Raw genomic sequence first — 11,459 nt, 5'->3', positions numbered from 1 at the left:
TCCCGGTGCCAGAGCGCAGCCGGTGTGCGGCTGCACGCCAAGCCCGGCGATCGGGTGCGCGCAGGAGATCGGCTGGCGACGCTGTACACCGACACCCCGGAGCGCTTCGAGTACGCGCAGCAGGCACTCGAATCCAGTTGGGAGATAGGGGCCACGGCCGTGCAGCCGACCCCTCTGGTGATCGACCGGATCGGGCAATAACGAGCCCGGTCAGATCAGGTTGCCGGCCTCCGTCAGCACGCTGCGCAGGATCTGCTCCATCTCGTCGAACTCCTTCTGACCGCAGATCAGTGGCGGAGCCAGCTGCACCACCGGATCGCCGCGGTCGTCGGCACGGCAGTACAGGCCTGCGTCGAACAGGGCCGTGGACAGGAAGCCGCGGAGGATGCGTTCTGCTTCGGCGTCGCTGAACGTCTCCTTCGTGGTCTTGTCCTTGACCAACTCGATGCCGTAGAAGAATCCCTCGCCGCGCACGTCTCCGACGATGGGCAGGTCGTGCAGCTTCTCGAGCGTCGCACGGAACGCCGGGGCGTTGTCTGCGACGTGAGCGTTGATGCCCTCGCGCTCGAAGATGTCGAGATTGGCCATGGCCACGGCGGCGGAGACGGGGTGGCCGCCGAAGGTGTATCCGTGCGCGAAGCTCGACGTGCCGTCGTCGAACGGCTCGAAGAGCTTGTCGGAAGCGATCATTGCGCCGATGGGTGAGTAGCCCGAGGTCATTCCCTTCGCGCAGGTGATGATGTCCGGTACGTAGCCGAAGTCGCTGCAGGCGAACATCGACCCGATCCGGCCGAAGGCACAGATGACTTCGTCGGAGACGAGCAGAACGTCGTAGCGATCGCAGATCTCGCGGACCCGCTCGAAGTATCCGGGCGGGGGAGGGAAGCAGCCGCCGGCGTTCTGAACCGGCTCGAGGAACACAGCGGCAACCGTGTCGGGGCCCTCGAATTCGATGGCCTCGGCGATCCGGTCCGCGGCCCAGATTCCGAAAGCCTTCGGATCGGAGTCCAGGGGAGCGGGGGCGCGGTAGATGTTGGTGTTCGGCACTCGGAACGCGCCCGGTGTCAGCGGTTCGAAGGGTTCCTTGAGCGCGGGAATTCCGGTGATGGCCAGCGCGCCCTGTGGGGTCCCGTGGTAGGCGATCGCCCGCGAGATCACCTTGTGCTTACCGGGCTTGCCGACCTTCTTGAAGTACTGCTTGGCGAGCTTCCATGCGCTCTCGACGGCCTCGCCGCCACCGGTGGTGAAGAAGACGCGATTGAGATCGCCCGGGGCGTATCCGGCGAGCCGCTCGGCCAGCTCGATCGCAGGTTCGGTCACGTACGACCACAGGGGGAAGAACGCCAACTCCTTGGCCTGCTTCGCGGCCGCCTCGGCCAGTTCCTCGCGACCGTGACCCACCTGCACCACGAACAGCCCCGAGAGACCGTCGATGTAGCTCTTGCCGTTCGAGTCCCAGATGGTCGACCCCTCACCGCGCGTGATGATCGGGGGAGTGACCCCTGCGCCATGGCGGGTGAAGTGGCCCCACAGATGTTTGGCTGCGGAAGCGTCGAGCTCGGATGTCGTTCGCGTCATCGTGTTCCCCAATTGTATTGCTGCTTGACGAGTTTGAGATAGACCAGCGTTTCGGTGCTGGTGACACCGTCCAAGCTGCGGATCTGTTTGTTCAGGATCTGCAGGAGTTGTTCGTCGTCCTCGCACACCACTTCCACGACGACGTCGAACGACCCCGCGGTGAGGACGACGTAATCGATCGCATCGATCGCCGACAGTTCCTCGGACAGTGCATAACTGTCGCCGGTGCACTTGATGCCGATCATGGCCTGCCGCTTGAATCCGACCTGCACCGGATCGGTCACCGCGACGATCTGCATGACGCCGGAGTCCGTCAGGCGCTGAACCCGTTGACGGACAGCCGCTTCCGAGAGCCCGACGGCTTTGCCGATGGCAGCGTACGAGCGACGCCCGTCCTCCTGGAGTTGCTCGATGATCGCCTTGGAGACGTCGTCGAGTGCGATGGGCGGTTGCTCGGGCATGGGTCGATCTTGTCACTGTCGTGGCCGTGAACACAACCCGTCGACGATGAAAAGCGCGTCAATTGTGGATTCAGACGACAGAATCAGTTGTCGAAAGGCCGGAAACAGAGAGAATCAGTGGATCCGACGGTACTGTCGCAGGCATGGCAAACATTCCTGGTTGTTGGATCGACGGACGCGCGGTGGACGGTAGTGGTGATCGGTACGAGGTCGACGATCCCGCGACCGGAGCTATCGTCGCCGATCTCGGTTTGGCCACCGCCGAAGACGTCGATTCGGCTCTCGCGCATGCCCGATCGGCCTTTCCCGCATGGTCCACCGCCACGCCCGCGCACCGCAGCGCGGTGTTGGTGGAACTGGCCCGACTGGTTGCGGCCGACGCGGCGAACTTCGTGTCCGAGGAAGTGGCACAGACCGGAAAATCGACAAGGCTGGCAACGGAATTCGACGTTCCGGGCAGCATCGACAACATCGAGTTCTTCGCCGGAGCGGCGCGGCACCTGGACGGCAAGGCTGCTGCGGAATACTCGGGTGAGCACACCTCCGCCATCCGTCGCGACGCCGTCGGAGTGGTCGGGTCGATCACGCCGTGGAACTATCCACTGCAGATGGCGGTGTGGAAAGCGATACCGGCATTGGCGGCCGGGTGCTCCATCGTGCTCAAGCCCAGTGAACTCACCCCGCTGACCACCTTGCGGCTGGCACGCTTGGCCACCGAAGCGGGCGTTCCCGACGGGGTGTTCAACGTGGTCACCGGAACCGGTCTCGACGCCGGAGTCGCGCTGTCCTCCCACGCGGATCTGGACCTGATGACGTTCACCGGCTCTACTCCTGTCGGCAGGCGCGTGATGGCGCAGGCCGCCGCGCACGGCACACGCGTGCAGCTCGAGCTCGGCGGCAAGGCACCGCTGGTGGTGTTCGAAGACGCAGATCTCGACGCAGCAATCCACGGTGCCGTCGCCGGATCGTTGATCAACGGCGGCCAGGACTGCACGGCGGCCACCCGCGCCATCGTCGCCGAATCCCTCTACGACGACTTCGTCGCCGGAGTCGCCGAGTTGATGGGTCGCGTCGTCGTGGGAGACCCGACGGATCCGGCGACCGACATGGGATCGTTGATCTCCGTCGCGCACCGAGATCGTGTGGCGGCTATGGTGGATCGAGCCCGGGACGCGGGGGCCAGGGTGGTGACCGGAGGCCGTGTCCCGGAGGGCCGGGGTGCGTTCTATCCGCCTACCCTGATCGCCGATGTCGGTGAGCAGGACGAGATCTATCGCGACGAGGTGTTCGGTCCGGTGCTCGCGGTGTCGAAGCATCACGGGGACGATGATGCGATCCGGCGCGCCAACGACACCGAGTTCGGACTCGCCGCCTCGGCCTGGACCAGGGACGTGTACCGCGCGGGCCGAGCGACGCGGGAGATCGACGCCGGCTGCGTCTGGATCAACGACCACATCCCGATCATCAGCGAGATGCCACACGGCGGATTCGGGGCCTCGGGGTTCGGAAAGGACATGTCGAGCTACTCGCTGGACGAGTACCTCACCGTCAAGCACGTCATGACCGACATCACCGGTGTAGCCCGAAAGGCCTGGCACCGAACGGTATTCGCTTCGGCCGATCCCGAAGCGCAGGTGGATGCCCGATGAGCGCATCATGGGCAACCGCACCCACCGAACGCGGCGTGGCGATGGTGGCGGGCGCGGCACCGGAGTCCTACTGGCTCGACCGTCCCGAACGCCCCGCTCCGCGCAGTCGGCACACCGGCTCTGCGACAGCGGATCTGGTGATCGTCGGCGGTGGGTTCACCGGATTGTGGGCGGCTCTGCACGCGGCAGAGGAGAACCCGAACCGATCGATCGTGGTGCTCGAAGGCGACCGCATCGCCGAGGGCGCAACCGGACGCAACGGCGGCTTCTGCGCTGCCAGCCTGACGCACGGACTGAGCAACGGACTCGACCGCTACGCCGACGAACTACCCGAGCTGCTGCGCATGGGCACCGAGACGCTCGACGCGATCTGCGCGACTGCGGACCGGTACGGAATCGACGCCGACATCGAGCGCACCGGCGAGCTGGACATTGCCAATTTCGACTGGCAGGTGGACGACCTGCGTGAGCTCGGCGACGAGGGGAGACGACTGTCGCAGCCGATGGAGTATCTCGACGCCGCCGCAGTGCAGTCCAGGATCACCTCACCCATGGCACGCGGCGCACTGTTCGACCCCGACGTCGCGATGATCGACCCCGCCAAACTCGCCTGGGGCCTGGCTGACGCGGCCGAGTCGCTCGGCGTTCGCATTCACGAGAACACCCGGGCGCTGTCGATCGACAAGTCCGGCAACGGAATTCGAGTGAAGACGGGATACGGCACCATCGAGGCCGAAAAGGTCCTGCTGGCCACCTCGGCATCGAAATCGTTGCGCCGTAAACTCCGTCACTGGATCGTCCCGGTATGGGATTACGTGATCATGACCGAACCACTGACGTCGGCGCAGCTCGCCGACATCGGCTGGTCCGGCCGCGAAGGATTGGCCGACTCCGGCAACCGATTCCACTACTTCCGGTTGACGGCGGACGATCGCATCCTGTTCGGCGGGTGGGACGCGCACTACTTCTACGGTAGCGACACCGACCCGCGCCGAACCCAACATCCCGAAGAGTTCGCACTGCTCGCCGAACACCTGCTGCAGATGTTCCCGAGCCTCGAAGGAATTCGCGCCACCCACGCCTGGGGCGGATCGATCGACACGTGCTCGCGGTTCAGCGCCTTCTGGGATCTCGGAATGAACGGACGGGTGGCCTCGGTGGCCGGGTTCACCGGACTCGGCGTCGGCGCGTCGCATTTCGGGGCCCGCACCGCTCTCGATCTACTGGACGGCAAGGACACCGAACGAACACGCCTGAAGATGGTGCGTACCAAGCCGCTGCCGTTCCCACCCGAGCCCCTCAAGTCCATCGGCATCAACATCACGCGTGCACAATTCGCCCGCGCAGACCGCAACGAGGGACGACGGGGACTGTGGCTGAAGGGAATGGATGCCCTCGGTCTCGGCTTCGACAGCTGAGTGCCTGCGGCAGTGGTGCGGTTAAGTCCCACCCATGGCACTTAACCGCACCACTGCCTTGGCACTACTCGTGCGGGACCACGACCACCGGCACCGGCGCAGCCCGCAGAATCTTGGCCGCGCTGGAACCGAGGAAGACCCGTTTGGGAGTCGCCAATCGGCTCGAGCCCAGGAACAGCACATCGCCCGGCTTCCAGTCGAGGTTGCCCATCGCCTCGTCCAGCGTCGAGCCGTCGGCGACGACCGACTGCAGGCCCTCGATATCGGGGAGGGTGCGCACCGCGTGGTCCAGATTGTCCTGCGCGGCAGCGACCTGTCGTCGACGGGTGTCCAGTGACGTCTCGTCGCTCGGGGCCCCGGTCGGTTCGAGCGAGACCAGCGACACCAACCGCACCGGTACGTGAGCAGCGCTGGCAAGGGTGATGGCGAAGGGAAGCGGATTCGGGGCGGAGGCCCGAGTGGGGACGGCGACGGTGAGGTCGGTGATCGGTGCGTTCGAGAGCCGGTAGCCCCGAGGGGCAAGTGCCAGCGGCACTTCCGACGCGTGCAGCAGTTGACTGGCGACCGACCCGATCGAGTGCCGGTTCAGTAGGCCGTCACCGGCACCGCCGACGACGATCATGTCGGCGTCGGTGTTCACCGCGAAGTCGATCAGGGCGCGGGCGAACGACTCGTGGGTGAGCACGTGCGTGGTCACCTCGATGCCCGACGGTACCTGCGCGGCCGCGTCGTCCACCCAGCCCCGCGCCTTGGCCTCGAGAACTTTTCGGTAGGGTCCGCTGCCCTCCATGACAGGTTCGTCGACGGCCATGACCAGCACGATGTCGATGGAGGCGTCGAGGGCGCGGGCGAGGGCGGTGGCCAGGCTACGCCGTCGTCGCCGCTGGGAGTGGCGAGGTAGCCGACGGTGATCTTCATGAGCGAGGTGTCCTTCTCTTCTAGTAAGTGTCGGGAACCTTGACGTCGGTCGACGCGGTGAGTGTCTTGCCCTGGAAGAAGTCCTTGTTCCCCACGAAGCACAACAGCATGAGCGGAATGCCGAGTACCAGCATGCCGACACCGAGAACGAACACTCCGCCGACGGGACCGTAGACGGTGAAACCGTAGTCGGGCTTGATCATGTCGACTGCGCTCTGGACGAACGCCCACGTCATGGACAGCCCGCCGAGAAGTGGAAAGATGCCGCGCATGAACAGGTTTCGGGCGGACGAGAACAATGTCCGACGGAAGTACCAGACGCACGCGTATGCGGTGATGCCGTAGTAGAAGGCGACCGCGAGCCCCAGTGACGCCACCGAATCCTGGAGCGCGTTGGCGCTGACGAAGGTGAGCACCAGGTAGAACAGCAGTGCCGCGACGCCCATCACGAGGGTGCCGAAGCCGGGCGTCATGTATTTGGGATGGACGCTGGCGAACCGCTTGGGGAGGGCCTCGTAGACGGCCATCGACAGGGTTCCGCGCGCGGTGGGCAGGATGGTCGTCTGGGTCGAGGACAGAGCCGAGATCGAGACCGTCAACAGCAGCAGCGACGCCACGATCGAGCCGGCGACGGGACCGCCGAGGATGGTGAGCACGTCGTCGACGTTGTCCGGGTTGTTCAAACCGATGCCGGTATCGCCGAACCCCGCGAACGACTGCACCGCGTATCCGACGAGAACGTACGTCGCGACGAGGATCAACGTCGTGATCACCGCGGCGCGTCCCGGCGTCTTCTCCGAGTCCTTCGTTTCCTCTCCGACGGCCAGGCAGGCGTCCCATCCCCAGTAGATGAAGATGCACAGGATGATGGCCTGGGCCGCGTCGGACATCGTCACTCCGGTGGGCACCAACCAACTCCACTGGGGCGTGATGGCCTGCGGCCCTGCGGTGCCCGTCCCCACCTTGACCAGTGCCGTCACCGACACTCCGATGAGCACCCCGAACTGCACGACCAGCAGTACGTTCTGCATGCGTTCGCTGATGAGGATGCCGCGAAAACTGACGTAGGTCATCGAGGCGATGAAGAACGAGCCGAGGGCGACCTTGGCCGCGGTGGACTCCGCCAATCCCGACAGCCCCAGGAACTCGAACAGGTAGATGGCGGCGATCTCGGCGACGTTGGCCAGCACGATGATCGCCGAGACTGCCAGGCCCCACCCTGCCATCCAGCCGACCCAGGGTCCGAACGCCTTGGTGCCCCAGGTGAACGATGTTCCGCAGTCCGGGGTGTCGCGGCCGAGCTCGCGGTAGGCGAAGGCGGTGAGCAGCATCGGAACGAAGGCGATGAGGAACATCGAGGGTGCCTTGTCGCCGACGGCCAGAACCACGTAGCCGAGCGTCGCGGCGAGGCTGTAGGCCGGGGCGACCGCCGACAAGCCGATGACGATGTTGCCGACCAGCCCGAGAGCACCGGTGTTGAGTCCTTTACCCGGAAGGGTGTTCGGCGGTTCCACAGTGGACATAGGTCTCTCCGAGGCTCGAGTCGACCGAGGACGTCGGAGGGGGACCCGACAGAATCGGCCGCGTGTGTTTGCTGAACACTACGATTTCCGTCGCCGATCCGCTGTGTATCGACGGAATTGTTTTCATCGGAGTAACAATGCAACGAAATGGGTCGCGTAAGTGGCGGAGGTCGGGGGAATCCGCGGACTCGCCGATGGGCTCCGGCGGGCGCGCGTGCGCGCGGGCCGCACGCTACCGTCGTCACATGAGCACCGCGGAGAACACCCAGTCCTCGATCGGTGGCAGTGCGCCACTCGATCTCGCGTCGATCAGGACAGCTCCCAAGGCGTTGCTGCACGATCACCTCGACGGCGGACTCCGCCCGCAGACCGTGTTGGAGCTGGCGGACGAATGCGGTTACGGCGATCTTCCCGCCACCGACGGTGCAGCGCTGGGCGAGTGGTTCCGCGACGCCGCGGACAGCGGCTCGCTCGTGCGGTACCTCGAGACGTTCGCGCACACCGTCGCCGTGATGCAGACCCCCCGAAGGCTGTTCCGCGTGGCGCGCGAATGCGCCGAGGATCTGGCCGACGACGGCGTCGTGTACGCGAGGTGCGCTTCGCACCGGAACAGCACCTCGAGCGCGGCCTGACCCTCGACGAGGTCGTCACCCATACCCTTGCCGGGTTCGAAGCCGGGATCTCTGCGGCCAAGGTGCGCGGCAAGAACATCACGATCGGCACCTTGCTCACTGCGATGCGGCACGCGGCGCGTTCGCGGGAAATCGCCGAGCTGACGGTCCGGTTCCGTGACCGCGGCGTCGTGGGCTTCGACATCGCCGGTGCCGAAGCCGGCTTCCCTCCCAGTCGCCACCTCGACGCCTTCGAATACATGCGAGCGAGCAACGCGCACTTCACCATTCACGCGGGGGAGGCGTTCGGTCTGCCGTCGATCCAGGAAGCAGTGGCGTTCTGCGGCACCGACAGGCTCGGTCACGGGGTGCGGATCACCGACGACATCACCACCGGCGCCGACGGTGAGCACGAACTCGGTCTGCTCGCCGCCTACGTCCGCGACACGAGAATGCCCCTCGAACTGTGCCCGAGCTCCAACGTCCAGACCGGGGCCGCCGAATCGTTGGCGACGCACCCGTTCGATCTGCTTGCCCGACTGCGATTCCGAGTCACCGTCAACACCGACAACCGGTTGATGAGCGATACCTCGATGAGTCGCGAGATGGCCAAGCTCGTCGAGACCTTCGGCTACGGCTGGAGCGATCTCGAGCGGTTCACCATCAACGCGATGAAGTCGGCGTTCCTGCCGTTCGACGAGCGACTGGCGATCATCGACGACGTCATCAAGCCCGGTTACGCAGTTCTGATCGGCTGATCGATCGGGCCCGGCGGGCGGCTACTTCTTGCGCAGCCGGCTCTCGAACTCACGCTCGAGGGCGCGCCATGCTTCGGCCTCGACGTCGAACGGCGCGCTCGGAGCGAGCCGATCAGGACTGGGTTCGAGGGTGTACGAGACGTACCAACCGAGCGGGGTGGACGTGGCGAGAGCTTCGTCGACGGAATCGTCACCGGCGAAATCGGCTGCATCGGTGAACAATTCGACGGCCAGGTCCAATTGGTCGACGTCTACCGAGGTGGGCCCGTCGGCGAGGTCGTCGGCCAGGCCGGGCAGCACGTACACGTTGTCGTCGGTGATCGCGATGTCGAGGGAGCCGTCGATGGCTGCGGTCTGAACATCGGAGTAGGTGCTGACCTGTGCGAGATCGTGGTCGTGATCGTCGGCCAGGTACCGGGCCAACGAACGCTCGGAACCGAACACGCTGATGGCACCGCCGCGGCCGAGGAACACCGGCTTGTCGCCGAGGTAGCACCGCAGGGTGTAGAGCGTGTCGTCCGAGGTGATGATGCGAATCGGATCGATGCCGACAGTGGTCCAGAACGTGTCTTCGGCTGCGGCTGCGGCGATCGGATCGCGGTCCACCTCGCAGAATCGTCGTCGTCTTCGTTGTCGTCCGAATCGGAGTCGATGTCGTCCGTGACGTCATCGGCGTCGACGGCGTTCTCTGCCGCTGCGGTGATCTCGGCTTCGGCGACGGCAACGGCAGTGGAGTCGACATCGGGTGAGGTGACGACGGAGTCCACGGCGTCGAGCACGTCGTCCCAGTGCTTGGCTACAGCCGCTCCGATGCGGTCCCACAGTTCACCGCCCTCGCGACCGAGGAAGTTCTCGACGCCTCCGCCGACGGCACCGACGAATGGGTTGGAGCCGAAAAAGCTTGTGACAGGACGTAATTCGCAGACATCACCGATGGAGGAGACGATGTCGAAGGTGGCCTGCAGTTCCGCGAGAACGTCGGCTTCGGGGTCGGAGGCCACCAACTCCGGCACCGCCACCAGATCGAAGCGGTGCAGATCGTCGGGCTCGAGTTCGTATGCGGCGAGTGCGGAGACCACCTTCCACGACGGATGGTCGACGAGATCGTTGTCGTCGTCGGATCTGACGAATGCCGCGAGCTCCGCGACGGTCGAGAATCCGTACAGGTCCTCCTCGTGTCCGAGGAATGCCTCCCACTCGTCGTCGCCTTCTCGCCACTCCGGTGCCCACAGTGTCGAGAAGTCACCGGCGGTGAGACCGAGTTCGATCGGGATGATGTCTCCAGCCATGGCGCGAAGCCTATCTCAGGAATCTGTGAACGAACCCTGCAGACTTCGCAGGATCGCCTCGCGCTGGTCGAGCGCCGAAACGGCGGCCTGCGCGGCCATTGCGGTGATCGTCGAGGCGAGTGCGTGGGCACCAACCGATCCGAGGTTCTCGGCGAGTTCGAGCCCGACCAGGGCACCGGTTCCATCGGCAACGACGGTCACCAGGTTGTCCGGCGACGTCAGTCGAATTCTGATGCGGTCCAGTCTCTCGTGCGTTTCGCGAAGCGCGTCCAGCCGGTGCTGAGCGCTGCCGACCAGAGCGTCGAGTTCGGTGGTGTGGGCGTGGGTCATACCTGCTTCAACCAACTCGTGGGTGCGGAGTCCTCTGCGAGATTGTCGTTCGCTTCGGCGGCGACTCGGGCCCGGGTGGGCAGACCGAGGCGATCGAGAACCTCGGTGGGAACGCCGTCCTCGGCGAGGAGGGTGCGGCGCTGAGCTCGTGCGGCCGCACTCGCCCGTACACAGTGCTCGAGAATCGTCGACGCCAATGCGCCTCCGCCGTATCGCAGTTCGCGCTCGTCGATGGCGATCCCGATCGGCAATCCGTGTTCGGTGGCGCGCACCGTCACAGATCCCGATCGAGTTCCCGATACCGCGCTGACGACGGGGGTGTCCGAGTCCGTCATTGTCTGGCCCCTCATTCGGTCGGACGGTAGAAGCCCTTGAAGCCCATACCGCTGTTGGTCGTTCTGATCGGACCCACCTGTACGGGATCGCCCGCCTCGACGAGCTGACCGTTTCCGATGACCATGGCCACGTGCCCGTCCCAGACTGCGAGGTCGCCGGGCATCACCTCACCCGGTGCCACGGCGGATCCGATGTCCTGTTCCTGCGCCAGACGCGGGATCTCGACGCCCTGCTGTGCGTACGCCCACTGTGTCAGTCCGCTGCAGTCGAGCCCGCTGCCCGGCGTGGTGCCGCCCCATGCGTAGGGCACACCCTGTTGGGTCAGTGCGCTGCGGACGGCACCCGCGGCTTCGGCGTTGGGTGCGGTGACGGTACTGCCGTCGGGTAGCCGAATCTCGACTCCCCGCCCGGTGCTCTCGGGGGAGCGGGATGGATCGGCGCCCGGATTGCCCAGGTAGTTCTGGGCACCGCCGCTGCTCGGTGACTCGGCTCCGGCGGCAGGGGAGGAGACGGACTGCGCGAACGTCTTCGCCAGCTTCTCGCCTGCTTCGATCACCTGTGATGTCGCGGGCGAGGTCATGAGATTCG

At 65.5% G+C, this 11,459-nt stretch carries 9 protein-coding genes and 3 pseudogenes; 4 read left to right on the top strand and 8 right to left on the bottom strand.

Annotated features, from left to right (window positions below):
- A pseudogene (locus RHBS_RS17010) lies at positions 1-201 on the top strand (thymidine phosphorylase); the annotation flags it as partial.
- 9 nt (positions 202-210) lie between these two features.
- Here the strand turns inward: RHBS_RS17010 and RHBS_RS17005 are convergent.
- A complete protein-coding gene (locus tag RHBS_RS17005) occupies positions 211-1,578 on the bottom strand; it encodes an aspartate aminotransferase family protein (protein ID WP_121870354.1) in 1,368 nt (455 codons plus the stop codon).
- Positions 1,575-2,039: an Lrp/AsnC family transcriptional regulator gene (locus RHBS_RS17000; protein WP_032376836.1), complete on the bottom strand. Its 465-nt coding sequence runs from the start codon at positions 2,037-2,039 to the stop codon at positions 1,575-1,577. The genes RHBS_RS17005 and RHBS_RS17000 overlap by 4 nt, the downstream gene beginning before the upstream one ends.
- Positions 2,040-2,182: 143 nt before the next feature.
- Between RHBS_RS17000 and RHBS_RS16995 the strand changes: the two genes are divergently transcribed.
- Positions 2,183-3,688 (top strand): gamma-aminobutyraldehyde dehydrogenase, encoded by a 1,506-nt coding sequence (locus RHBS_RS16995; protein WP_128646086.1) that lies wholly within the window; start codon positions 2,183-2,185, stop codon positions 3,686-3,688.
- Entirely contained in the window at positions 3,685-5,106 is a 1,422-nt protein-coding gene (locus RHBS_RS16990; RefSeq protein ID WP_128646085.1) for an FAD-binding oxidoreductase, read from the top strand. The genes RHBS_RS16995 and RHBS_RS16990 overlap by 4 nt, the downstream gene beginning before the upstream one ends.
- Before the next feature lie 64 nt (positions 5,107-5,170).
- Here RHBS_RS16990 and RHBS_RS16985 read toward each other — a convergent pair whose 3' ends face one another.
- The gene (locus RHBS_RS16985; protein WP_237669308.1) at positions 5,171-5,917 is read right to left on the bottom strand and encodes a universal stress protein; all 747 of its coding nucleotides are present in this window, start codon (positions 5,915-5,917) and stop codon (positions 5,171-5,173) included.
- 127 nt (positions 5,918-6,044) lie between these two features.
- Positions 6,045-7,547 carry an APC family permease gene (locus RHBS_RS16980; RefSeq protein ID WP_121870350.1) on the bottom strand — a complete coding sequence of 501 codons (1,503 nt, stop codon included), beginning with the start codon at positions 7,545-7,547 and terminating at the stop codon, positions 6,045-6,047.
- Positions 7,548-7,792: 245 nt separating this feature from the next.
- Between RHBS_RS16980 and RHBS_RS16975 the strand changes: the two are divergent.
- A pseudogene (locus RHBS_RS16975) lies at positions 7,793-8,916 on the top strand (adenosine deaminase).
- Positions 8,917-8,937: 21 nt separating this feature from the next.
- Here RHBS_RS16975 and RHBS_RS16970 read toward each other — a convergent pair.
- The 4 genes and pseudogenes from RHBS_RS16970 to RHBS_RS16955 all read right to left on the bottom strand — a co-directional run.
- A pseudogene (locus tag RHBS_RS16970) lies at positions 8,938-10,205 on the bottom strand (primosomal protein).
- 15 nt (positions 10,206-10,220) lie between these two features.
- Positions 10,221-10,535, bottom strand: a complete 315-nt coding sequence (locus RHBS_RS16965) for a YbaB/EbfC family nucleoid-associated protein (RefSeq protein ID WP_121870347.1) — start codon at positions 10,533-10,535, stop codon at positions 10,221-10,223.
- Positions 10,532-10,870, bottom strand: coding sequence for a hypothetical protein (locus RHBS_RS16960; protein WP_128646084.1), 339 nt, complete (start codon positions 10,868-10,870; stop codon positions 10,532-10,534). Before RHBS_RS16960 ends, RHBS_RS16965 begins: the two co-directional genes overlap by 4 nt.
- Before the next feature lie 11 nt (positions 10,871-10,881).
- Positions 10,882-11,459, bottom strand: a 578-nt coding sequence (locus RHBS_RS16955; RefSeq protein WP_237669307.1) for a C40 family peptidase, incomplete at its 5' end; no start/stop codon positions are given.

The organism is Rhodococcus sp. BS-15 (genome assembly GCF_000813105.1).
Taxonomy (GTDB): Bacteria; Actinomycetota; Actinomycetes; order Mycobacteriales; family Mycobacteriaceae; genus Rhodococcoides.
This window is presented reverse-complemented; position numbering and strand designations above follow the sequence as displayed.

What these genes read in the sequence shown, in the direction of transcription:
- RHBS_RS17005 (WP_121870354.1), bottom strand. Translation starts at nt 1,578, where the DNA reads ATGACGCGAACGACATCCGAGCTCGACGCTTCCGCAGCCAAACATCTG.
- RHBS_RS17000 (WP_032376836.1), bottom strand. Translation starts at nt 2,039, where the DNA reads ATGCCCGAGCAACCGCCCATCGCACTCGACGACGTCTCCAAGGCGATC.
- RHBS_RS16995 (WP_128646086.1), top strand. Translation starts at nt 2,183, where the DNA reads ATGGCAAACATTCCTGGTTGTTGGATCGACGGACGCGCGGTGGACGGT.
- RHBS_RS16990 (WP_128646085.1), top strand. Translation starts at nt 3,685, where the DNA reads ATGAGCGCATCATGGGCAACCGCACCCACCGAACGCGGCGTGGCGATG.
- RHBS_RS16985 (WP_237669308.1), bottom strand. Translation starts at nt 5,917, where the DNA reads ATGGCCGTCGACGAACCTGTCATGGAGGGCAGCGGACCCTACCGAAAA.
- RHBS_RS16980 (WP_121870350.1), bottom strand. Translation starts at nt 7,547, where the DNA reads ATGTCCACTGTGGAACCGCCGAACACCCTTCCGGGTAAAGGACTCAAC.
- RHBS_RS16965 (WP_121870347.1), bottom strand. Translation starts at nt 10,535, where the DNA reads ATGACCCACGCCCACACCACCGAACTCGACGCTCTGGTCGGCAGCGCT.
- RHBS_RS16960 (WP_128646084.1), bottom strand. Translation starts at nt 10,870, where the DNA reads ATGACGGACTCGGACACCCCCGTCGTCAGCGCGGTATCGGGAACTCGA.